Source organism: Fodinibius sp. GM108 (assembly GCF_058386985.1).
The window spans coordinates 425,980-448,444 of the sequence record NZ_JBYEIR010000004.1; the positions used below are offsets into that span (position 1 = coordinate 425,980).

The following is a 22,465-nucleotide window of genomic DNA, read 5'->3' on the forward strand; positions in this document are numbered from 1 at the left end:
ATCATTCTTACCGTTTTAATTAAAACACCATTTGGAGTAACTCTGTGGAAATAACTATTAATGATATAACCTCTGTAGACAAAGAATTAATTATTTCGGCTAATCGTGAAGATCTGGAGCCGAAGTTTAAAGAGGCCTACAAGAAGTATCGTGGTCAGATAAATATGCCTGGCTTTAGACCCGGCAAAGTTCCCATAAAAATTATTCGGAAGCGTTTCGGGGATGAAATCGAACAGGAGGAAGTAAGTAAATACGTTCAGGAAGTATTCGAAGAAAAAGTTGTTCCTGAATATGATCCTGTGGGTGAAAGCGAAATGACTGACCTTAATTGGGAGGACGATGAGCTTGAAGCCAAATTTAAAATTGGTGCACGTCCGGAATTTGAGCTTGCAGATCTCAGCGAGATCGAGGTAGATCGACTGGTGCATGATGTTTCTGATGAAGAAGTTGAAGAAGAGCTCGATCGTCAGCTCAAGCAGCAGGGTAACTGGGAAGTCGTTGAGGAAGAAATTACCGAAAACAGTCGTGTTACCGTTGATGCAATTCCTCTTGATGATGATGGAGAGCCGGATGAGGAGAATAAGGCTGAAGAAACTATTGATCTGACCAAACAAGAATCAGAGCAGTTTCGCGATGACTTAATCGGTCACGAAGTTGGTGATAAAGTAGATGTTGAGATTGGTCATGAAGATCACACACATAGCTTTCAGCTGGAAGTGGAAAAAGTGGAAAAGCTGCATAAAGCTAATCTTACCGATGAGTTTGCCAAGAAAGCGTCTAATGATGAGGCCAAAAATGTCGATGAACTTAAAAGTCTGATCAAAAGTCGTATACAGGACCAGTACGATCAGTCTTCTGATGATTTATTTAAGAACGATATCATCGATTCGCTTGTTGAAAAACATGATTTCGAAGTACCAGAAGTATTCAAAAAGCAAGTTCAGAATCAGTATGTAGAACGTGTAAAGCAGCAATCACAGGGACAGCTTCCGCCCGATTTTGATGAGGAAGAATACAAGGAAAATATGGAAGATCGGGCAATCCGTGATGCAAAATGGTTTTTCCTGAATGAAAAGCTGCAAGAAAAATTTGAGGATATCGAGATAAAACCCGAAGATATAGATGAATACTTAGAAGCCGAGGCTTCTCGTTATGGTATAGAAGTGGATCAGATGCGCAATATGTTTGCACAAAATCCGCAACAGCTTGAAAGTCTGCGGAACAGTATTCGTGAAGACAAAGTCTTTGATAGACTTAAAGACGAAGTGAAGATTAACGAGATTGACAAGGAAACCTATCAGGAAAAGCACGATGAGAATCTCCAGGCATAAGGCCTGAAATCAATATTTGTCACCAAAAAATTATTATCCTCTATAAATTTTATGGAAAAGCAACCATTATACGAAGCACCAAAAGACGAAGACGGTAACTTTACCCGTCCTCAAAATAACAATTTAGTCCCGATGGTGGTCGAGAAGACCGAACGGGGTGAGCGTGCGTTTGATATTTATTCGCGCTTGCTCAAAGATCGGGTAATTTTTCTGGGAACTCCTGTTAATGATGCTGTTGCCAGCTCGTTAGTAGCACAGATGCTCTATTTGGAATCTGAAGACCCGGAAAAAGATATAAATCTGTACATAAACAGCCCTGGCGGTGTTGTGTCGTCTGGTTTTGCTGTGTATGATACAATGCAGTATGTGAAATGTGATGTTGCTACTACCTGTGTGGGAATGGCAGCGTCAATGGCGGCTGTATTATTGGCAGGAGGAGCGAGCGGTAAACGTAATTTGCTGCCTAACTCCCGCGTAATGATTCATCAGCCTCTCGGCGGTGTGCGCGGGCAAGCCAGTGATATTGAAATAGAGGCGCAAGAGATTCTGCGCATCAAAAAGTTGATTAGCTCTATTCTTGCTGAACACAGTGGAAAATCAGTTGAGCAGGTTATGGAAGATTCCGACCGTAACAAGTGGATGGCAGCCGAGGAAGCACTGGATTACGGTTTGGTTGATAATATTATGAAGCGGAAAAACGAGAAATAATTTCCAAGAAAATTACAGTAGATAATGAGCGACCAAGAAAATAACGACGATAAAACAATTCACTGCTCGTTTTGCGGACGATCGAGCCATGAAGTCAATAGTATGGTCGCCGGTCCCAACGATGTGTATATCTGTGATCGCTGTGTAGATGACGCGTCTGGAATTGTAAAGAGCGATCTGGCTTCGATGTCCAAACAAAGAGATAAGAAGTACAAGCCTCTGCAAAAGCCGGCCGAGATCAAATCACGTCTTGATGAATATGTAATTGGTCAGGAACAGGCGAAAAAAACGCTTTCTGTTGCTGTATATAATCACTACAAACGCATCAGTTCGGAAATCGAGGATGAATTTGACGATACAGAAATTGAGAAGAGCAATATTATCCTGTTAGGTCCTACTGGCTGTGGTAAAACGTTATTAGCACGTACTATGGCCAATATTATCGACGTGCCTTTTACTATAGCCGATGCCACTGTGCTTACGGAGGCCGGGTATGTAGGGGAAGATGTGGAAAGTATTCTCTCAAGCCTGTTGCAGTCTGCCGATTACGATGTTGAACAAGCCAAACGCGGTATTGTGTATATCGACGAGGTAGATAAGGTTGCGCGGAAAAGTGATAATCCGTCAATTACGCGCGATGTATCGGGAGAAGGTGTACAGCAGGCACTGCTTAAAATTTTGGAAGGCACAACTGCCAATATCCCTCCCAAAGGTGGACGTAAACACCCCGAGCAGAATTTTATTCAGGTAGATACTTCAAACATTCTGTTTATTTGCGGAGGAGCTTTTAGCGGTCTTGAGCAGATTATCGCTAAGCGCCTTTCGTCCAGTTCGTTAGGATTTCATTCCGAAGAACAGGTGACGTTTGACAAAGATGATCCTGATATTTTCACCTATGTGGAGGCGCAGGACCTGCAGCGTTATGGATTGATTCCGGAGCTTATCGGTCGCCTGCCTGTAATTTCAGGATTGCATCAGCTATCTAAAGACGCAATGATTGAAATCCTTCTTCAACCCAAAAATGCATTGACCAAGCAGTATAAAAAGCTGTTCCAGATGGAAGGGGTAGAGCTTGTCTTTGAAGAAGATGCGCTCGAAATAATCGTTGAAAAGGCACTCGAACGAGGAACCGGTGCGCGCGGTCTCCGATCTATTATGGAGTCGTCGATGCTGGATATAATGTTTACCCTGCCATCGATGGATAACATTGAACGTTGCGTTATCACCCGTGAAACCATAGCTGACGATGCTCCGCCGGTTTATGAAAAGCGAAAGGCATCAGCCTAATAAAGGAAAACTGATAGCTCAAAACTCTGAAATTGATTTCAGAAAAGGCATCACCATTCGGTGATGCCTTTTTTATTTTGTAAAATGTACAAGCTGAATATAGTATAGAAATACTTCTTATGATTTATATTTGTCATTATGAAGATTCATCTGACATCCAATAGAATAAATATTTTCCTGATTGTTTTCTTGATCTTGTTGGGGATAGGCTCATTTGCTTATAATCAATACCTGATAAACCGTATCCTTACTCAGGAGCGGTCGGGCGTTGAGTTGTGGGCCAAAGCCATTGAATATACCAGTAATCCGCTGCAAGAGGAGATCAGTCATAACTTGCTATTTGCCTCTAACTATTTGCGTCAGAATACTGCCGTACCAGATAGTGTCATTAATTTGATTGAAGAAGCCGAGGCCGATCGGGCATCACAAACTTTTGTGACGCAAGAGATTGTGCTGAGTGAGGAGCGTTTTCAGGTACCACGCATTATTGTTGATGAGCGGGACGAAATCATTCATGCTAATCATGTAGATGAACCGTTGAATAAAGACTTGATCGAGCGATACGCCTCTATGCATGATCCCATTGAAATAAAGTTGGGTGATGAAGATTATTCCCAAACACAGTATGTGTATTATGGTGAAAGCCCTACGGTTCGTTACCTGCGCTATTTTCCTTTTATTCAGCTAAGTTTGTTGGCTCTTTTGCTGGGAATTGGATACATCAGCTATCGGGCAATCACAAAGTCTGAACGGTCGAATTTATGGGTGGGAATGACAAAAGAAGCTGCACATCAGCTGGGAACGCCGTTATCCAGTTTATACGGGTGGGTAGAATTATTGCGGGATGAAAAAGATGATGATTTTACGCAGCGGATTTGCAATGAGCTGGAAAACGATATCACGCGCCTGCGCGATGTAGCCGAGCGATTTAATAAAATAGGATCAGAACCAGAGCTGAATATACAAAAGCTGAAGCCTATTCTGGATCAAGTTGTAGATTATATGGAACAGCGGCTGCCCCAGTTGGGTAAAAATGTAGACGTTTTGCGCAAGATGGATTCCAGTATACAGGCCCGCGTAAATCCTGACCTGTTTCAGTGGGCATTAGAAAATCTTATTAAAAATGCGATGGATGCCATTAAATCTACGGCAAGAAAGGCTTATGTTTCTGTAAAATTGCACCGTAAAGAAAACGAGGTGTATATAGATATTACCGATTCGGGGACGGGGATTGAAAAAAAGTATCAGAGCGAAATATTCAAGCCTGGTTATAGTACGAAAAACAGGGGATGGGGTTTGGGGTTAAGCCTGACCAAGCGGATTATTGAGGAATACCACAACGGCAAACTAATGATTCTCCATTCTGAACTGGGTAAAGGTACTACGATGCGTATTGTTTTAAATGCAGCAGAACCTGAAGCAGGCCAAGCTAAAAGGCAGTCGGCCGAAGCCTGATATTCAATTCTAATTTAATTAATCAGGTTGATAACCTCTTTTTTCGGCATATTCCTTGAGCTGTGCTTTTAAGAGATTACGTCCTCTGTGGAGCCGCGAACGAATGGTACCGATAGGAACATCCAGCATATTGGCGATCTCTTCATAGGTAAACCCTTCAACGTCGCAAAGCAACACAACTGTTCTAAAATCCTCGGGCAGTTCTTCAAGGGCTTGAGAAATATCATCATCAATAAGATCCCTGAACATCTTATCTTCGAGGTCGGAAGTATCAGTTCGTTCAGCCCGAATTGTTTCATAGAATGTCGAAACTTCATCGTAGTCTACTTGGTTGGGTTGTTTCGACTTTTTCCTGTAATTGTTGATGTAAGAGTTTTTCAGGATCCGGAATAGCCATGCCTTTGCGTTCGTACCCTTCTCATAACTGCTGAAGAATCGAAATGCTTTTACAATAGTATCTTGCACGAGGTCTTCAGCATCACTGGGATCTGAAGTAAGGCGGAGTGCAAAGTTGTACATTGCATCCAGATGAGGAATAATTTCTTCTTCGAAATCTTCCTGTTTTTTAACTTCTTCTTTGGTTAATTCGGCCATCCCGTTGGTTCGCAAGTTTTTTGCAAGGAAATAATTTCTGTATTACGTATAACTATTAAACTGTCGATTTATTCTTATCGAATCTCGACTGCTTTTGTTTCCAAATATTAAAATTTAACAAAAAAAGTATATCAATTTAGCTTATAAATATTTAATCACTTTAACTGATCAGGGTCATAGGCAATACATATGTTGATGTTGAACTAATTTAGGAAGGTAATATGAACTCATCGTAAAGATAGGATGATCTTCTAAAAAAAGTGTCAAAGGATAACGATTAGATCGTAAATAGCGTGCGTCCACGCGGCAATACCAAATCCGCGCCAAATGTATACGGCATTGAGTGCCAATCCAAAAAGAAAGCGAAATAGAAATGATCCGATCGTAAAGGAATCACCGTAAGCACCGATATAATGGACGAAGCTAAATATAGCGGCAGCAATAACCATTGCCATTCCAAAAGCTAAATATTTCTTTGTAAAAAGCTTTTTGAAAATGAATAGCAGAAGGGAGACCAGGATAACACGAAAGAACAGTTCTTCATAAAGTCCGGCTCCCAGTGAAAGAGCAAGCTGTTGACCTGTTGATAATGCTTCAACCGATGTTGTCTGCATCATTTGCAAGAGGCCGGTTATAACAGAAGTGATTAAAATACCCAGTACAAAAGCATAAATTGAAGCTTCGATGAGCATCGTAAAGAAATAACTCAACTTTAGACTGGAAAGCCGGTGCCGCTCGCGATATATAATTACCAAGCCAATTAAGGCTGCGAAAATCAAGGTGATTGATACGATATCCCTTCCCAAGAAAGCAAACAGCCATTTAATCCAAATATCTACCGAAATGCGAACGGCCTGTTCAGTATCTGGTTGAGAAAGATATATCAGCGCCTCATACAGCAGAAGAAGGGGCAGGCTAATCAGATAGCTGTAAAGTAATGAATGAGTAGTTGAAAAATACTTCTTAATCGAGTTGCCCGCCTTGTTCATTGATTTTGATAAATGGTTACTTTGGGGGAACTGCTATTAAAGTCTAATAATTTCCAGGCTGCCGCAGAAAGTTTTAACCCATTGCCTGAAATACGGTCGTTAACACGCACATAGGTTCCTTTTTTATTTTCGGGATTTTCGATATAAATGACTGAGCCAAGTGAGATGTTAGAGTGTGCTGCTGTTAGCGCATTGGGATTGTACAGCTCGCCGCTGGTAGTTGGCTGGGCCTTCTCATTCGAACTGTATTGTGAGGCAACAACAGTACCGAGATCTTGCAAATTCCTGCTTGATAAATAGGGATTTTGATAGTTTCTGCTTGGAGGGACCAATACCGTAAGTTCACGGCCCGGCTGAAATGTAGAACTTTTAGCATTAGGATTTAAAGCTGTGAACTCCTCTTCATCCATCTGAAACTTGTCCAGCAGCTCTTCCCGTGACATAGGTTCATCTGAAATTTTATAATTAACAAACTTCCCCTGTGGTGATGATTCCACCGAGCTAGCAACTGATGGCGGTGCTGCATCATCACGCACTGTCAGCTGCTGCCCTACGCGTATATTATTACCGGAAAGGTTGTTCAACGACTTCAATTCATCCACTGTCATATCATGCTGTTGAGCAATTTTGTATAAAGAATCACCACTTTTAACCACGTAATACGTATTTGACTCTGTTTGACTGTCAACTACAATGGATTGATCAGTTCGCTCGGCAGAGCTGGACGGGTAAATGGTTAACTCTTGACCAACCTCTACATTATTTGTAGATAAATTATTCCATTCTTTGATTTCAGCAATACTTACGTTGTACTGTTTAGATATGGAAAAAAGGGTTTCTTGCTTTTCAACAGTGTGTTTGACCCCTTCTTCATTTGCCGGTTGTTTTATAACAAGCGTATCTCCTACTGAGAGATTATTAGCATCAATATCGTTCCATTCTTTCAGTTGTTGTACACTAATATCATACTGGTTGGCAATGCTAAACAGCGTTTCGCCTCTCTCCACTTTATGAGCGGTTTCCTGAGCATTAGTGGTAGAGATAAGGCAAAGAAATACAGCTATAAATCCTATTGAAGACTTAACGAGTATTTTAAGTTTCATCAGTTTCGTTCTCTTCCATTTGCATTGTTAACAGTTGCAGTGCCTCTTTTAACTCTTTTTCTGTCCGGCTCTCATTTTGCTTATCAGCTATTTCTATTCCCTTTTTATATAGTTGACGAGCATCGTCCACCCGGTCCAGTGATTCGTACAATTTGCCCAGGTGATAATAAACGCCAACGTATTCCGGATCGCTGGTCAGAATATCTTCAAATAAGATCCGTGCCTTTTTAAATTCTCCTTCTTTCCTGAATTCAAGAGCCAGGGCAAACTTTGAGAATGAATCTCCGGGATTGTTTTTAATCTGCCGCGCAAGCTGTTTAATTTTTGCTTTGTTGCTGCTCATAATACGCTAACGTATAGTTCAATACCGTATTTTGTGTTCCGTGTATAAGATAAAGAAAATGCAGCCTGTAAAAAGACCAGATATAACAAGGAACAAAATTTTATAAGAACTTTGTCTAAAGATTTAGCTCTTTTTATATCGTTCTTCAATCTCTTCAATCGAATCACCGCCGTACTTTTCCAGGAAAGCGTTGGCCAGCACGGGAGCAATGACGCTTTCCACAACCACAACAGCGCGAGGTAACGCGCAGACGTCAGAGCGTTCGTACCGGGTGTCTTTCTTTTCTTTGGATTTGATATCGACCGTATCAATAGGAGTGAGCATAGTCGGGATCGGCTTCATTACTCCACGGACAATAAGCGGCATGCCTGTAGTTACACCGCCTTCGAGCCCCCCCATACGATTGGAGCGGCGTTTAAATGTGTCATCTTCATAGATAATCTCATCGTGTACTGTTTGCCCGTGCCGACGTCCGGCTTCAAAGCCTTGCCCGATTTCAACACCTTTCATGGCTTGTGTGCCTATGATCGCTTGTGCAATTTGTCCGCCGAGCTTACGGTCCCAATGCACAAAACTGCCAAGACCTTCGGGTAGTCCTGTTACCAGCACTTCCCAATGTCCCCCCAGTGAGCTCCCTTCTTTGCGCCGTTTGATAATGAGATCGCGCATTTCCTGCGTTAGTTGTTTATCAAGGCAACGCACCGGCGATTCGTCTGATTTTTTAAAAACAGTTTCGGCGCCATTTTCAAGCATAGGGTCTACAATTTCTCGCACATCTTCCCAAGGATTTTCATAGCCTACACTTCCGATGCGGGTAACATGTCCGCCTATCTCAATGCCGAAATATTTCAAAAACTTGCGTGCGATAGAGCTGCAGGCCACCCGCATAGCTGTTTCCCGGGCGCTTGATCGTTCAATAGCTGGCCGTATATCATCATAGCGGTATTTTTGCACACCCGTTAAATCGGCATGGCCGGGCCGTGGTACGGTGATCTTTTCAACATCTTCACCGTCGCCTTCTTTGGCCAGCACTTTCGGCCAGTCAGAATCATCTTTTTCATGAGCACGATTCGGCATTTGTAACGCAATGGGTGCACCAGTGGTTTTACCAAATCGTACTCCGGATAAAATTTCGGCGCGGTCTTTTTCAAAAGCCATACGTCCGCCCCGACCGTACCCTTTTTGGCGTCGCGCCAGGTGCAGGGCAATTTCATCTTCTGTGATCGGCAATCCGGCAGGCACGCCTTCAATGATGCCTGTTAATTGTGGTCCGTGCGATTCTCCGGCTGTTAAATATCGTATCATGCAGAGTGTGTATTGTTTTGGTGGGAATTAATATGCTTCATAAATTCATGTCGGGAGACTCGTTCTTCAAGAGTTCTAAAATCCTTGCATCCTTCTTCTCGTAACTGTTTAATACGATCAACATCACCGAGAACTATCAGAGAGTCGCCCACCTTGATTTTGTCATCTCGGCCGGGATTGAAACGGATTTTATCTTTATCGTCGGGAATAATAGCAATAATGACTACAAAATATTTTTGGCGGATTTCAGCCTCTGAAAGAGTTTTGCCCGCTAGCTCCGATCCTTCAAAAACTTTCACCTCATCAAATACATGATCTTGTGTGGCACCTCCCAGAATTCGATCCATGAATTGGTCAACGTGGGGACGTAATATCACATTGGCCATACGGTCGGCTCCAATTTCATAAGGAGAGATTACTTTGTTAGCACCTGCCCGAAGAATTTTCTTAGTGTTTTGATGTTGATTCGTTCGTACAAGAATAAAAATATCCGGATTTAATTCACGTCCTATCAGCGTCACAAATACATTGTCTTGGTCTCGAGACAGGGTGCAAATCAATCCTTTTGCACGTTCAACACCAGCCTCTTTTAGCACAGATTCATCCTGGGCATTACCCTCAACGTACAGCAGCTTGTCATCACGAATGCGTTCTATGGTGTCCTCTCTGTTTTCAATTACAACAATGGGAATATTAGCATCCTGTAAAACTTCTGCAATACGGTGTCCAATACGGCCATATCCTGCGACGATATAATGCTGTTCCATCTTATCAAGCTGTTTTTTCATAGCCCTTCTTCTGAAAATTTCACTTTCGAATATTAGTTGCGTAGTCTGTGAAGCAATGTATGATATTACCCCAATGCCCATGACGAAAAGGGCCATTGTGAGGACACGTCCTGCCTCAGAGAGAGTTTTAAGTTCTGTGAATCCGATGGTGGTGATGGTTATAAAAGTCATATAAAAACCATCAAAAAATCCCATACCTTCAATGAAGTGATAGCCAATGGAACCTATCAAAAAAACAACGACTAGAATAATAAGCGCAATGGTTATTCGAAGCGCTATAATACTATCAATAATGTCATTGTAAAATTGGTTCATAAAGGTTGCTACCGCTGCATTTATTTACAAGTCATAATATAGGTTAAAAAACAAAGCGTATGAAATGACAACGACGCGTAAATTTAATAGTTTCCAGCGTTATTTTAGCAAAATGTAAAATATGGAAGCACTCGAAAAATTAGGAAAATACAGTTTACTGTTATATCGATCACTGCGATCGCTGTATGAGTTTAACACTTACAAAAGAAATCTCATCAATGAGCTGCTCAAGATTGGCTATGAATCGGTACCTATCGTTCTGTTGACGGGCGTCTTTACCGGTGCGGTAATGACAATACAAACAGCCTATCAGCTTGATTTGGCTTTTGTTCCACTATCAATTATAGGTGCAATTACTTCAGAATCACTGCTTATTGAACTTGCCGCAGTGATAACGAGTTTAGTGTTGGCAGGTAAAGTTGGTGCGCGAATAGCTACCGAATTGGGTACAATGCGTGTCAGTGAACAGATTGATGCTCTTGAATCAATGGGCTTTAATTCTGTTTCGTTTCTGGTGCTGCCAAGGGTACTCTCGGGACTTATTATGTTCCCTATTCTCTATATTTTTGCCAGTATATCTGGTATTTTGGGTGGGCTGACTGCCGGATATTTTTCGGGAGCCGTACCTCCAGCTGAATTTATGGAGGGGGCGCGACAGTTTTTCTATCCCTGGGATGTTACTTTTGGTATCCTGAAAGCGTTTGTATTCGGATATGTAATTACTTCTGTCTCTTGCTTTAAGGGATATTATGCCTCCGGTGGTGCAGAAGGCGTTGGTAACAGCACTACACAGGCTACTGTTTTAAGCTGTATTTATGTATTATTAGCTGATTTTGTACTAGCCGCTGTATTTTTGTAATAACACATAAGATGATAGAGATACGCAATCTAACAAAAAGTTTTGGATCAAATCTAATCTGGAAAGATGTTTCCTTCTCCATTGAAGATGGAGAAACAGTAGCTATTATAGGTCGTTCTGGTTGTGGTAAATCAGTATTGGTAAAGCATCTTAACGCCCTGATGTATCCGGATTCAGGCGAAGTTATAATTGATGGTAAAAATATATTTGATCTTGAATATGTGGCCTTACGAAAAATGCGCCAGCGATTCGGTGTATTATTTCAGGGATCGGCTCTGTTTGATTCCTTGAATACATTCGAAAATGTAGCCTTCCCACTTCGTTATTTCACTGATCTTTCTGAAGAAGAAATTACTGAAAAAGTTAATCGGGCTCTTTCGAGAGTAAACCTAAAGGGCACGGCAGAAAAATCCACGGCCGAGCTCAGTGGTGGTATGCGCCGCCGTGTGGCGTTGGCGCGGGCTACTATTCTGCAGCCCGATTTTTTAATTTATGATGAACCAACCTCAGGACTTGATCCCCAGACATCAGAGGAGATCAATAAACTAATTATTTCATTAGCAGAAAATTTAAACATTACATCTATTGTTGTAACCCACGATATTAACAGTGTTCTGGAGATCGCAGAAAAAGTAGCATTCCTTGCAAGTCAAAGGCTTTGTTGGCACGGAACAGTAGAGGAGATGCGACGTAGCGATAATAAGGAATTAATGGATTTTATAACTGCAAGTGAGTATCAAGTAAGAATTTAACCCGGAGATATTTTGAAAATAAGCAACGAATTAAAAGTAGCATTAACAATTCTGGCAGCCCTTGTTGTGGGATTTATCGGTTATCGTATAATGAGTGACCTGCCCTTGTTACGTCAGTCACAGGTAATACACGCCTATTTTGAGCGTGCAGATGGTCTTACTCCCGGTAATTCGGTATATATAAATGGAGTAAGAGTTGGCTCAGTTAAAAGGATAGAGCTGCTGCGCGGCGATAGTGTGGAAGTGACAATGAGCTTTGATCTTGGCGTTGAAATCCCCAGAAATTCTGTAGCTTATCTCGAATCATCGGGTTTGCTCGATGAAAAAGCGATTGTTGTGGAGCGTGGTGATGCTAAAGAAACATTGGAGTATGGCGATTATATAAGAGCTGAATATCGTGGCGGGATGATGGAAATATTAAAAGAAGAGGGCGAGCAGCTCAGTGAAGATGTTTCGGAATCATTTGAGAAGCTCAATGGCTTACTTGCTCAACTAAATGCTTTGTTCGATGATGAGACAAAAGGAAAGGTTGACAGTGTGATCCAGGATCTGCAAAATACTTCTCAAAATATTTCGAGCCTGCTGGAAAACAAACGAGGAGATATAGAATCAAGCCTTGAACATGCCGAGCGATTTCTGGCTAATATTGATACCGTTAGTACACGTAATAAGAGCCGGGTTGATTCTGTGATGGTTGGTCTCGATCGTTCTATTAATGAGCTGGAAACGTTGAGTCGTGATTTGAAGGAGACCAATGCTGAGCTCAATGAAATACTGACTAAAATAAATAACGGAGAGGGCAGTCTGGGAAAAATGCTGAACGATCCAACCTTGTATGATAACCTTGAAAATTTGTCGGGAGAAATGAACTCGCTGGTTAAAAATATAAATGAGGATCCAAGAAAATATCTTAAGCATATGAGACTCATCGAAATATTTTAAAAACAATTTCGATGTTTATCGGATAATCTCATTTGTTTTGGCACGTTAAATTTCTATATGAGCTAAATTGCTCTTAGCATAGCCTTCTTGTATATTTGGAAGCTTATCGGAAAGCGATAGAATTGTTATTTCTTTGAACTTAAAGACGTAGATACGAGGATTTTTATGGGTGTAATGGAAAAAATGAGAAAAGGCACTGGCGTTATCTTATGGGTGCTTATTTTCTCATTCGGTGTTTTATGGATGCTTGCAGATACCAACTTTTTTGATGTTATTCAGCAGGGTCCGCAGTCGCTTGGCGCAGTAAATGGTGAAAGGATATCGCTCGATGAATACAATAGCAGAGTACAGTATTATACCGAGCAGTATTCGCAGCAGACCGGCCAGTCGATGACTCCCGAAGTACGTGCAAAATATGAGCAGCAAGCATGGGAAGATGTGGTGACCAGCAAACTTCTGCAGCAGAAAATGGATGATCTGGGTATCCAGGTAACGGATCAGGAAGTTGTTGATATGATTACCGGCGAAAATCCAGATCCGTTTATTCGACAGCAATTTGGCAACGAAGACGGTACGATCGACCGTGTTGCTCTGCAAACGGCTATTGAATCCCCCGAAAACAGAGAGCTTTGGATTACGGTAGAGCAGCAGATGCGCCAGAAACGCCGACAGCAAAAAATGAATAACTACATTCAATCTTCAATGGAAGTAAGCAGCTATGAGATTGAACAGGAATATATCCGCAATAATACTACAGCGGACGTTTCCTTTGTTCGTTTCCCTTATGCTGATGTAGATGACAGCGAAAGCTCTGTTACCGATGCTGACCTCAGGGAATATTATGACAACAACCAGGATGATTTTGAGCGTGAAGAATCTTATCGTATTCAGTACGTAAGCTTTGATAAATCTCCAACCCGTGATGATACGCTGCGCACAATTGAGGAGATGGAGGAGCTGCGATCAGATTTTGCTACTGCAGAGAATGATTCATTGTTCCTGAATCGCTATCAATCAAGCACACCGTATAATGTTCAGAGAGTAGACAAAGATGATATTCGAGAACTTTATAAGCCTGTCCTGGATGTAGGTGTTAATGAGGTGACGGATATTATTCAGGATCAGGGGCGATTATATCTGCTTAAAAAGTTGGATGAAAACGCCGACGAGGTAGAGTTTGTAACCTTCAGCATGGATATCGAGGCAGATCCGATTGCGACTATTGACGAGCGTGTTAAAGAGGCTGATGACTTTAGCTTCTATGCAGAAGAAGATGGATTTGAAAATGAGGCAGAGCGACGTGATCTCGAAATTCAAGAAGCTTTCGCCACTAAAGGGAATAATTTTATATCAGGTATTGGTGAAAGCCGGCAGATAATGAATTTTCTGGAAAATTCCTATGAAGGAGCTATTTCTGAACCGCTCGAACTTTCCGGGCAGATTGTAGTTGTTAAAGTTGCCGATATAACTCCTGCCGGAACGGAAGATTTTGAAGAAGTGAAGGAACAAATACGCACTGTTGTGACTAATAATAAGCGCAAGCAGCAAGTTGTTGATCGTATAAATAATTTGCTATCTCAAAATAATGATTTGCAGTCACTGGCCGAGGCGGCAGGAAAAGAAGTTCAAATGACTGAATCTCTTGAGATGGATGAGGCGACTATCCCGGGTGCCGGAAGAGAACCCAAAGTAGTTGGTGCTGTATTTGGCCTTGATGAAGGCGATCAGTCTGGTCCGATTGAAGGCACATCAGCGGCTTTTGTTGTGCGCGTTGATAATATGCAGCGTGCAAATGTTGAAAATATGACGGCCTCGGACCAACAACGAATCCGCCAACAGTTACGTCAGCAAAAAAGTGCGGCGTTTATGAATACCTGGATCGACAGGCTGAAAGAAGAAGCCGATATTGAAGATAACCGAGCCCAGCTTCTTCAAGGTTAATAGCTTATAATCAAAGTTATTGGGGCAAGGAGGCAACTTCTTGCCCTTTTTTGTTTACCGAGGCTTTTACAAAAACCGTATTACCCTGAATTTATTTCAGGGTCTTGAGCAGAAGTTATATTAGAAGCTTTTGAAGAACGATTGCTTACAGATGCTGAAGATATCCTGAATCAAGTTCAGGGCAGGGTTCAGCATGACATCGTAGGTTTTGCAAAGACCTCTTAGCAGTATTTTTACTATTAAAGAAAACCTGATGACAACATCAGATAAAAAATGGATGCAGCTGGCATTTGATATTGCCGAACGGGGAGCAGGATATGTGTCTCCGAATCCAAAGGTGGGTTGTGTTATTGTATCGGCCGACGGTGAAAAAGTGGGGCAGGGTTACCACGAACGATATGGTGAGGCACATGCCGAACAGAATGCTGTAGATTCGGTCAATAATAAAGATCTTTTGAAAGATGCCACCGTTTATGTAACGCTGGAACCCTGCGCTCATCACGGCAATACTCCGCCCTGTTGCGAACTGTTGGCAGATCTTCCCATAAGCCGTGTAGTAGTGGCAATGGAAGATCCCACCCCGAAAGTTGCGGGTAAGGGCATTCAGTATATGCGTGACCACGGTATTACTGTTGATGTGGGCCTGATGAAAGAGGAGGCAGAAAAACGCAATGAATTTTTTCTGCACTATCACCGTCACAATCGTCCTTTTGTAACGCTCAAAATAGCTCAAACGCTGGACGGATATATCGCAGCTCCTGATGGTGACTCGGAGTGGATTAGCGGACAGCATTCACGAACGCTGGTTCATAAATGGCGCAGCGAATACGATGCCGTTATGGTAGGCCGAAACACGGCTCTGCTGGACAATCCACGCCTTACGGTCCGACATGTTGATGGGCGACAGCCCCGGCGTATTGTTGTTGACGGCCCATTGGAGCTGCCTCGTGAGCTTAACCTGTTTTCGGATCAATACGAGGAAAAAACAATTGTGTTGACACATAACGAGGAGAAGTTCAAGAACGAAGCCGATCCGATGCTGAATATTTTGCAATCAGATTATTTTCGCGGGGAAACATTATTGGTGGATAAAAAAGAAGGTCATACTGATCTTAATGAGGCTTTCCGCGAGCTTGCTCATTTACCTGTAACCTCCGTACTGGTTGAAGCAGGTCAGAATTTGGCATCTGCCTTAATTCGTCAGCGGTTAGTTGATAAAGTAGAATGCTTTATCGCACCCAAAATTTTGGGTGGAGGTACAAAATCACTGATCGGAGTGGGAATTAACCGGATGTCGGAAATTATGGAATTCCGCGATGTACAATGGCGGCAGGTTGGTGATGATTTGTTATTTAGCGGATATTTATAATCCTCGCTTCTTTTAGTGGAATTCTTATTTTGTTCTTCTATGTTTACAGGAATAATCAAATCAGTTGGAACTGTTACTAACATTAATTCACTCGATGGCGGTAAAGAACTTACCATCGCTTCCGGATTTGCTGGTGAGATAAGTATCGATCAGAGTATCAGCATTAATGGGGTCTGTCATACTGTTACCGCTTGTGATGACGATACGTTCACTGTCCAGAGTGTGGAAGAAACGCTTCGAAAAACAAACATCGGCGCTTTGAACGAGCAGGACCTGGTGAACCTCGAGCGATCGTTGCGCCCCGATCAGCTGATGGACGGGCACATCGTGCAGGGACATGTTGATGCCACAGGGACAATCAAAGAGATAGAACAAGAAGGCACCGATTGGCTTTTTACGATTGAATATCCCAAAGAATTTTCAAATCTAATTGTGGGACGTGGTAGTATTGCAGTCGATGGCATTAGTTTGACAGTGGCCAATGAGAAGAGAAACTCATTTTCGGTGGCCATTATTCCCTACACCTATGAACACACAAACTTGCAGAGAAAGCAGATGGGCGATACGGTAAATCTCGAATTTGATGTGCTGGGCAAGTACGTGGTAAAATATCTGGAGAATCGGGAAATGTGAGGCTTAAAAAAGCTATTCCCATCGACTATCAATTGTATAAATATTTTGGCAATGCGGACGAGATGGGTCGGTATAAATGCTTGCGTTATATTTAAGTCGGGAGCAGAGCTCCCTCTCAACTAGTGTAAAATAGTCAGTTAAAGTATGTCATCTCGACCGCAAGGGAGAGATCTTTGTTTTGATGTGGAATGGAAAAACAAAGATTTCTCACTGCTCCCGAAAACTTTCGGGATTGTTCGAAATGACACAAGAAGGTAGCCCTCACCTTTTCGTTTCGTCCTCTGGTGCGAAACGATTCTGCCGAATGAAAAACTCAGTCGCCAGCGAATATGATTCATTTTCTTCCTTCTTAATCCAGTTAAAGGTCGGGAGCAGCTCCCTCTCAACTAGTGTGCGACTGGAGTATCGGTGTGGTGAAATGACATACCAGACGTCATCCCGATTGGAGTTCCGAAGGCTTTCGGAACGGAACAGAGGGATCTATCCTGGCAGAGAATCCGAAACGGTTGTAATTAAAAACCGGGTGGGCGTCGACCTGTTTGGCCGGAAGAGCGCTCGAGATTATTGAGCCCCGGTAGTTTCTGGAAAACGCTTTGCAATTGTCCCGCATTGACGCGCAGCGAAAAGAAGTAGTACTGATTGTCACCAAATGGATTCATTGTAAACGAAAGATCCCAGCAGTGGAGATTTCGATTCAGCGAGAATTGTGAGGGAGTAAGTTCTTTCTCCACTAAATCATAGCCGATTTCCGTACGAAAATCCCATTTTGGGGTTAATTTTAAGTTTATATTTCTGGCATTAATAGTAGCGGATTTTCGGTTTTCTCCCGTCGGATTCAAATTCCACCGATAGCTGATATCAACCGAGAAAGAAAACGGCGAACTGAATGACTGAACCGGCTGGCGATTGAAGTGGGGATCAACAGGATGAAAGATACTCTGATTTAGGGGATTATAATTCTGAGGGTAATGAGGATCGTCATTTATTTCTAAGCCTTGACTGCCCCATTTAAAGGAATAGCTGGTGCTGGTTCGAAAGCTTGTTAATTCAAGCGGTTTTTGTGATGTGGTTAGCAGGTAATTATCAATTTTATTACCATTTTCATCGCGCTCATAAAAGTTGAATTGAGCACTGGCTCGAAGATTTAATCCAGGTAGAACTTTCGTTCTGAAAGAGGTATTAAGATCAGACAGTTTAAGACTGTCAGCGGCAAAGTTATAGCTGGTACTAAAATCAAGCTGATCTATCAGGCGAACGGTTTCTTCCTTTTTTTCACCGGTGGAGTCACGTTCCACTTTCTTGGCCTCAAATACGTTGTCGAGACTAAAACTTATTGCTCGCTGTTCTCCTCTGCCCGGTCCCCTGAATACTTCATCCTCAAATATAGAGTATTTTTGTGTATTCCCAGTGGTATCAGTCTGTACAGTCCGGTAAAATCCCCAGTAATCACTGCTGAAGTCAGGTTGATAACTGAGCGATATGGTGGGGCGAAGCGTATGACGGAAACTCTCAAACTTGCCGATATTAAAGTTTGAGAGTCCGTAAAAAGTGGTGTTAAAAGATAAGTTAGTATTAAAATCGCGGGCGGTAGCAAAGCCTCTGACTTTCTCTTCAACAATCTCATTATTTTCCTCATCAAATCGTTTCCTGGTTGTGGTAGGAAACCAGTATTCATTATAATTACCACCCGCACTTACATTAAGAAATCGGCTTGGGATAAGCTGACTCATATTTAAGCGTACTTGTTGCCGAAATCCAAATTCATAGTGATCGTCGTTATCAGTGGCTTCGCGGTATTTGCCGGGATCCCGTAAAGCCTCAAACCAATTGACTTCGGCTGTGTCTTCTTCGATCGGATCAAAATCATAATTAGAGCTAAAACTGTTATCGTAGTCTAATGTGATCGTTTCATACCATTTCGATTCTCCGGGGGTTTCACTCTCAAAAGGGGAGAATTGTCGCGGATTAAAACTTATTTCAGGACCTGAAATAGAGGTAACATTGGTTGCAAAGTTTTGATTCTGTCGTACAGAAGCATTAAAAGTATATGCACCTTCGGGATGCCGGTACCGGTAAGTTATATTTGAACTTGTACTTGTCTCAGCCCGTTGTGTGGGATCATAGGAATTTTGCTGATAAAAATCTTCTGTTCGCAGATGGATACTTGTATTGAAATTGGCATAGGGAGAAAATTCTTGATCGTGACTGATGCGTAACTCTTTTTGAACGTTGCTCGAAAAACCCGGATCAGTAGGTTCCAGGCCACTGTTCTCTTTGGAATATCCAATCTGGACATTACCATTCAGTTTATTACGTATCCGGTAGTTGACACGGCCATCAAGATAATAGGAGCCGGATGTAAATATATCGCCTGATACCTGTCCTGTAAGATAATCGTTGAAGTACTGGAACCATCCTACATTCTGTAATCCAATACCCCGTCGCTGTCTCTGCTGATAGGCATAGGTAGGTTCAAGCAGCCCCGATTGTTTCTGATCAAATTTTCCGGGCAGATAACCAAAGGGAAAAATAAATGGATAGGGAATATCCAGGATATAGAGTCGGGCACGTTCGAAAAAAACTTCTTCCTCATCCACCACTTTCATTTTATCAGCCTGAATATAGTAGTGAGGATGATCGAGCTGACAGGTTGAGTATATAGCATCCTCTAAATAGACAACATGAGGGCTCGTATTCTTCACCTTTGTCCCGATAAGATTTCCATCCTGAACACCAACCCGGGCCACCTCAAAGCGCCCTTTTTCCGTCTCATAATTGAAGTCTATTTTATTGCTTCGAATCCGCTCATTTTCACGGGTTAATACAGGTTGGGATAGCGTATCATCGGGAGTAGCAGTATTTGCGCTAACCAAAGTCTGATCTAGATTCATGGATACTTTTCCAGCTTCTAGTTGTCCTGAGGAATGAACAACTGAGGCGTTTCCGTAGAGTGTGGCAATACGATCTTCTTCAAAAGTAAAAGTGAGCGAATCGCGTGCCTGAAAGTTAACCTGTCCTTCTTGTTCTGGCGTATCTGCCACACCAGTTCCTCCTCCCATTCTCTGTTGTTGTTGCCCTCCCTGCATCATTTGTAAAGTATCCTGAACTGCAGTGGTATCCTGGGCGGATAAAGATTGTATCCCCGAAAAGAGCAAAACCAGCAAAAGCAGTGGAGTGGTTACGGGATATTTAGCAATCTTTTTCATGCAGGTATTGCCAGAGGAATTAAGACAAAATGAAGAATTAAAAACTCGATATCGGCTCGTTTATTATAAGGTAGAACGACTAAGAAATGAAGTGGGAAGATAAGGATAAAGGTGAAGTCTACTCAACTTCTTTTATCTTATAAACAGTTTCACCCTCTTTTTTCATACCGTATTCTTCACGGGCTATTCGCTCAAATAAAAAGGGATCGCTTTCTAAATCCTGAAGTTTCTGTTTAAGAATAAGAGTTTCTGTTTGCAGGTTCTCTTTTTTTGCCTTGAGCTCTTCTTTACGCTCTTGAAGCTCCATCCGTGTCCAAATACTGTATGTGTCGATAAAAGTAAACCAGATTATGACAAAGCCGCCCAGGATCATAATAAGAAACGATTTTCGCCACCGTAATGGATTTAGAAGCTGAAGATTCATCTGGTAAGTTGCTTAAGGCTGTATTATTGCCGAATATTATGCTCGAAAATACTACAAAATACGGATGAAAAACAACCCAATGCTTTTTAGAGGGTGGCTGGTTCTTTTCGGGATAGTGCTATTACCTCTACAGATGTGTGCTGCTACAAATCAGGCAGATAGCAGTTCGGTGGAGTGGATCAGGGTATATTTTAATATGCCCGCTGATTATTCTAAAGCTTTGCCCGGAAATATGAGTAACAGCAGTCATGATCTAATCGGGTCACTCGAGACGCTTATTTATTCTGCCGAACACAGCGTTGATTTGGCGATTTATGATTTGGAGCATCCACGAATAGGCCAGGCATTGGCCGAGGCTCATCGGCGCGGTGTGCATGTGCGTATCGTCACTGATAATTACAATCGTATGGATTCAGAAGAGATCGACTCCACCATGTGGGCAACACTGCGTCGTGCAGGCATTACCTCTATTGATGATGATGGCGACATCTATAAGACCGATGGTTCAGTTGCTGATTATTCGCTGGTGAATTCGGGAGCCGATATGCATCACAAATTTGCGGTTATTGATGGTCGCAGCCCCGATCCCAGTGACGATATTGTCTGGACCGGATCGACTAATCTAACCTATACCGGAGCATTCAATACCAATAACACTATCCTAATTAAAGACAGTGGCATAGCTGAAGCTTACTTGTTAGAGTTTGAGCAGATGTGGGGCAGTAGTGGAGACAATCCGAAACCATTGAACGCCAGATATCACAAAGACAAAGAGCCGGTCAGCGATCATATCTATTTTGTTGGGGATACCAAGGTCGAGCTTTACTTTTCGCCGATTAACCGTGAGAGAACCAAACCGAGTGTAATGGAGCGATTAGTTAAGTTGATTCGCGATGAAGCGCAACACGATATCGCTTTTCAGACCTTTGCGATTACGCCGGACATATCGATGAGTCAAACTATTTGGGATATGTCGGCAGCCGGTGAAATTACGCTAAATGGAGTTATTGATCCGCTGTTTTACTATCGCTATAAAAATAACGGTGATATCTGGGGATCCGATGAGGCACAGCTGGACCATCGAATGATATTGCCGGCCAGCGAGATGCGAAAGCTTCACCACAAGGTAATGTTATTGGATGCCACTCATTCCGATCCAGAAGATCAGGGTATAACCATTGCCGGATCATATAATTTCTCTAAAAATGCAGAAGTAAATAATGATGAAAATCTGCTGATTATCCATTCCGACCGCATCACTAATCAGTTTTATCAGGATTTTAGCGGCGTAATGCGCCGGGCGAATGGGGAAGCGGAAACACCTGCACCATGCGTTGACAGCAATGAATGGTATCCCATAAAAAAGATTACCGATGGATCTGAATTTGCCATAGAAATATTACCGGGTCTGGAGTATGGGGTTAGATTGCTCGGGGTAGATGTGCCGCGGATATATGCTACAAATGATTCCTCTGATTTCTATTCGGCCGAGGCTGCAGAGTACCTTCGCAATCTGATATCAGGCGGAGAAGTGAAACTAAAAGGGGCGTCGGGACGAGAGCCCGGCGCGGCTTATGGTGCATTTCAGTCGTATGTGACATTAAAGAAAGATGGAAAGAGAATTTCGTTGAATAGACATCTGCTGGAACAGGGATTCGGACAATACAGCAGATATTATGCCCAGCATCCGGATTCTGTTGCGGCTTTCAAGCAATATGCTCAAAGTGCTCGGGAGAATGAGGAGGGTATTTGGAAAAATCCCGGCAAAAAAGATAAAAAAATTCCGCGAGCTGAAGTAATAGATGATGTAAGTGAGCCGGCTAATATTTTCCCGATTAATATCAATTCGGCTGATCGAGCTCTGCTGGAACTCTTGCCCGGCATTGGCCCCGCTTACTCCCAACGCATTATTTCTTATCGTAAAGAAAACGGAAGCTTTACAGATGTTGAGCAGCTTCGGAACATAAATGGCATTGGTCCCAAAACAATGGATAAGTTACGAGCGAATGTGGTGATTGAATAAAATAAATGCCTATAAGTTTGTAACTTCATGGTGCGTTCATTAGCCCGGATTTCTCACAATGTTAATGGTACATAGTTGTAACCTACTAATACACAGAG

The 22,465-nt window shown here is 42.4% G+C and carries 19 protein-coding genes; 11 read left to right on the forward strand and 8 right to left on the reverse strand.

The features are described 5' to 3' along the window. The first annotated feature begins 44 nt into the window (after nucleotides 1-44). The 4 genes from tig to ACT3ID_RS09955 all read left to right on the forward strand — a co-directional run bounded on the left by tig (nucleotide 45) and on the right by ACT3ID_RS09955 (nucleotide 4,781). A complete protein-coding gene (gene tig / locus ACT3ID_RS09940; protein WP_491541868.1) occupies nucleotides 45-1,331 on the forward strand; it encodes a trigger factor in 1,287 nt (428 codons plus the stop codon). A gap of 51 nt (nucleotides 1,332-1,382) precedes the next feature. Next, entirely contained in the window at nucleotides 1,383-2,039 is a 657-nt protein-coding gene (clpP, locus tag ACT3ID_RS09945) for an ATP-dependent Clp endopeptidase proteolytic subunit ClpP (protein WP_491541869.1), read from the forward strand. 24 nt (nucleotides 2,040-2,063) lie between these two features. Continuing rightward, the gene (clpX, locus tag ACT3ID_RS09950) at nucleotides 2,064-3,326 is read left to right on the forward strand and encodes an ATP-dependent Clp protease ATP-binding subunit ClpX (RefSeq protein ID WP_491541870.1); all 1,263 of its coding nucleotides are present in this window, start codon (nucleotides 2,064-2,066) and stop codon (nucleotides 3,324-3,326) included. A gap of 138 nt (nucleotides 3,327-3,464) precedes the next feature. After that, nucleotides 3,465-4,781: a sensor histidine kinase gene (locus ACT3ID_RS09955; protein WP_491541871.1), complete on the forward strand. Its 1,317-nt coding sequence runs from the start codon at nucleotides 3,465-3,467 to the stop codon at nucleotides 4,779-4,781. An 18-nt stretch (nucleotides 4,782-4,799) separates the two neighbouring features. Here the strand turns inward: ACT3ID_RS09955 and ACT3ID_RS09960 are convergent, their stop codons facing one another. From ACT3ID_RS09960 to ACT3ID_RS09985, 6 genes are all read right to left on the reverse strand, one after another. Next, nucleotides 4,800-5,375 (reverse strand): sigma-70 family RNA polymerase sigma factor, encoded by a 576-nt coding sequence (locus ACT3ID_RS09960; protein WP_491541872.1) that lies wholly within the window; start codon nucleotides 5,373-5,375, stop codon nucleotides 4,800-4,802. A gap of 263 nt (nucleotides 5,376-5,638) precedes the next feature. After that, nucleotides 5,639-6,364, reverse strand: coding sequence for a CPBP family intramembrane glutamic endopeptidase (locus ACT3ID_RS09965; protein ID WP_491541873.1), 726 nt, complete (start codon nucleotides 6,362-6,364; stop codon nucleotides 5,639-5,641). Beyond that, nucleotides 6,361-7,467, reverse strand: a complete 1,107-nt coding sequence (locus ACT3ID_RS09970) for a LysM peptidoglycan-binding domain-containing protein (protein WP_491541874.1) — start codon at nucleotides 7,465-7,467, stop codon at nucleotides 6,361-6,363. The genes ACT3ID_RS09965 and ACT3ID_RS09970 overlap by 4 nt, the downstream gene beginning before the upstream one ends. Next, nucleotides 7,457-7,810 carry a tetratricopeptide repeat protein gene (locus ACT3ID_RS09975; RefSeq protein WP_491541875.1) on the reverse strand — a complete coding sequence of 118 codons (354 nt, stop codon included), beginning with the start codon at nucleotides 7,808-7,810 and terminating at the stop codon, nucleotides 7,457-7,459. Before ACT3ID_RS09975 ends, ACT3ID_RS09970 begins: the two co-directional genes overlap by 11 nt. Before the next feature lie 123 nt (nucleotides 7,811-7,933). Beyond that, nucleotides 7,934-9,115 (reverse strand): chorismate synthase, encoded by a 1,182-nt coding sequence (gene aroC, locus ACT3ID_RS09980; RefSeq protein ID WP_491541876.1) that lies wholly within the window; start codon nucleotides 9,113-9,115, stop codon nucleotides 7,934-7,936. Then, nucleotides 9,112-10,218, reverse strand: a complete 1,107-nt coding sequence (locus ACT3ID_RS09985; RefSeq protein ID WP_491541877.1) for a potassium channel family protein — start codon at nucleotides 10,216-10,218, stop codon at nucleotides 9,112-9,114. The genes aroC and ACT3ID_RS09985 overlap by 4 nt, the downstream gene beginning before the upstream one ends. A 121-nt stretch (nucleotides 10,219-10,339) precedes the next feature. Here ACT3ID_RS09985 and ACT3ID_RS09990 point away from each other — a divergent pair, with 121 nt between their 5' ends. From ACT3ID_RS09990 to ACT3ID_RS10015, 6 genes are all read left to right on the forward strand, one after another. After that, nucleotides 10,340-11,077: an MlaE family ABC transporter permease gene (locus tag ACT3ID_RS09990; RefSeq protein WP_491541878.1), complete on the forward strand. Its 738-nt coding sequence runs from the start codon at nucleotides 10,340-10,342 to the stop codon at nucleotides 11,075-11,077. A gap of 11 nt (nucleotides 11,078-11,088) precedes the next feature. Further along, the gene (locus ACT3ID_RS09995) at nucleotides 11,089-11,829 is read left to right on the forward strand and encodes an ABC transporter ATP-binding protein (protein ID WP_491541879.1); all 741 of its coding nucleotides are present in this window, start codon (nucleotides 11,089-11,091) and stop codon (nucleotides 11,827-11,829) included. A gap of 12 nt (nucleotides 11,830-11,841) precedes the next feature. Continuing rightward, entirely contained in the window at nucleotides 11,842-12,771 is a 930-nt protein-coding gene (locus ACT3ID_RS10000) for an MlaD family protein (protein ID WP_491541880.1), read from the forward strand. 183 nt (nucleotides 12,772-12,954) lie between these two features. After that, on the forward strand, nucleotides 12,955-14,712 hold the full coding sequence (locus tag ACT3ID_RS10005; protein WP_491541881.1) for a peptidylprolyl isomerase: 1,758 nt from the start codon (nucleotides 12,955-12,957) through the stop codon (nucleotides 14,710-14,712). Between the two features lie 253 nt (nucleotides 14,713-14,965). After that, complete coding sequence (ribD, locus tag ACT3ID_RS10010) at nucleotides 14,966-16,081, forward strand: bifunctional diaminohydroxyphosphoribosylaminopyrimidine deaminase/5-amino-6-(5-phosphoribosylamino)uracil reductase RibD (RefSeq protein ID WP_491541882.1); 1,116 nt, start codon at nucleotides 14,966-14,968, stop codon at nucleotides 16,079-16,081. A 39-nt stretch (nucleotides 16,082-16,120) separates the two neighbouring features. Beyond that, the gene (locus tag ACT3ID_RS10015; protein ID WP_491541883.1) at nucleotides 16,121-16,714 is read left to right on the forward strand and encodes a riboflavin synthase; all 594 of its coding nucleotides are present in this window, start codon (nucleotides 16,121-16,123) and stop codon (nucleotides 16,712-16,714) included. Between the two features lie 512 nt (nucleotides 16,715-17,226). On the opposite strand, the gene ACT3ID_RS10020 is transcribed toward ACT3ID_RS10015, so the two are convergent. Then, nucleotides 17,227-19,920: a putative LPS assembly protein LptD gene (locus tag ACT3ID_RS10020; RefSeq protein ID WP_491541884.1), complete on the reverse strand. Its 2,694-nt coding sequence runs from the start codon at nucleotides 19,918-19,920 to the stop codon at nucleotides 17,227-17,229. A gap of 118 nt (nucleotides 19,921-20,038) precedes the next feature. Next, on the reverse strand, nucleotides 20,039-20,344 hold the full coding sequence (locus ACT3ID_RS10025) for an FtsB family cell division protein (RefSeq protein ID WP_491541885.1): 306 nt from the start codon (nucleotides 20,342-20,344) through the stop codon (nucleotides 20,039-20,041). A 64-nt stretch (nucleotides 20,345-20,408) separates the two neighbouring features. On the opposite strand from ACT3ID_RS10025, the gene ACT3ID_RS10030 reads away from it, so the two are divergent. After that, on the forward strand, nucleotides 20,409-22,367 hold the full coding sequence (locus ACT3ID_RS10030; protein ID WP_491541886.1) for a phospholipase D-like domain-containing protein: 1,959 nt from the start codon (nucleotides 20,409-20,411) through the stop codon (nucleotides 22,365-22,367). Nucleotides 22,368-22,465: the final 98 nt, after the last annotated feature.

What these genes read in the sequence shown, in the direction of transcription:
- clpP (WP_491541869.1), top strand. Translation starts at nt 1,383, where the DNA reads ATGGAAAAGCAACCATTATACGAAGCACCAAAAGACGAAGACGGTAAC.
- clpX (WP_491541870.1), top strand. Translation starts at nt 2,064, where the DNA reads ATGAGCGACCAAGAAAATAACGACGATAAAACAATTCACTGCTCGTTT.
- ACT3ID_RS09955 (WP_491541871.1), top strand. Translation starts at nt 3,465, where the DNA reads ATGAAGATTCATCTGACATCCAATAGAATAAATATTTTCCTGATTGTT.
- ACT3ID_RS09960 (WP_491541872.1), bottom strand. Translation starts at nt 5,375, where the DNA reads ATGGCCGAATTAACCAAAGAAGAAGTTAAAAAACAGGAAGATTTCGAA.
- ACT3ID_RS09965 (WP_491541873.1), bottom strand. Translation starts at nt 6,364, where the DNA reads ATGAACAAGGCGGGCAACTCGATTAAGAAGTATTTTTCAACTACTCAT.
- ACT3ID_RS09970 (WP_491541874.1), bottom strand. Translation starts at nt 7,467, where the DNA reads ATGAAACTTAAAATACTCGTTAAGTCTTCAATAGGATTTATAGCTGTA.
- ACT3ID_RS09975 (WP_491541875.1), bottom strand. Translation starts at nt 7,810, where the DNA reads ATGAGCAGCAACAAAGCAAAAATTAAACAGCTTGCGCGGCAGATTAAA.
- aroC (WP_491541876.1), bottom strand. Translation starts at nt 9,115, where the DNA reads ATGATACGATATTTAACAGCCGGAGAATCGCACGGACCACAATTAACA.
- ACT3ID_RS09985 (WP_491541877.1), bottom strand. Translation starts at nt 10,218, where the DNA reads ATGAACCAATTTTACAATGACATTATTGATAGTATTATAGCGCTTCGA.
- ACT3ID_RS09990 (WP_491541878.1), top strand. Translation starts at nt 10,340, where the DNA reads ATGGAAGCACTCGAAAAATTAGGAAAATACAGTTTACTGTTATATCGA.
- ACT3ID_RS09995 (WP_491541879.1), top strand. Translation starts at nt 11,089, where the DNA reads ATGATAGAGATACGCAATCTAACAAAAAGTTTTGGATCAAATCTAATC.
- ACT3ID_RS10005 (WP_491541881.1), top strand. Translation starts at nt 12,955, where the DNA reads ATGAGAAAAGGCACTGGCGTTATCTTATGGGTGCTTATTTTCTCATTC.
- ribD (WP_491541882.1), top strand. Translation starts at nt 14,966, where the DNA reads ATGACAACATCAGATAAAAAATGGATGCAGCTGGCATTTGATATTGCC.
- ACT3ID_RS10015 (WP_491541883.1), top strand. Translation starts at nt 16,121, where the DNA reads ATGTTTACAGGAATAATCAAATCAGTTGGAACTGTTACTAACATTAAT.
- ACT3ID_RS10020 (WP_491541884.1), bottom strand. Translation starts at nt 19,920, where the DNA reads ATGAAAAAGATTGCTAAATATCCCGTAACCACTCCACTGCTTTTGCTG.
- ACT3ID_RS10025 (WP_491541885.1), bottom strand. Translation starts at nt 20,344, where the DNA reads ATGAATCTTCAGCTTCTAAATCCATTACGGTGGCGAAAATCGTTTCTT.
- ACT3ID_RS10030 (WP_491541886.1), top strand. Translation starts at nt 20,409, where the DNA reads ATGAAAAACAACCCAATGCTTTTTAGAGGGTGGCTGGTTCTTTTCGGG.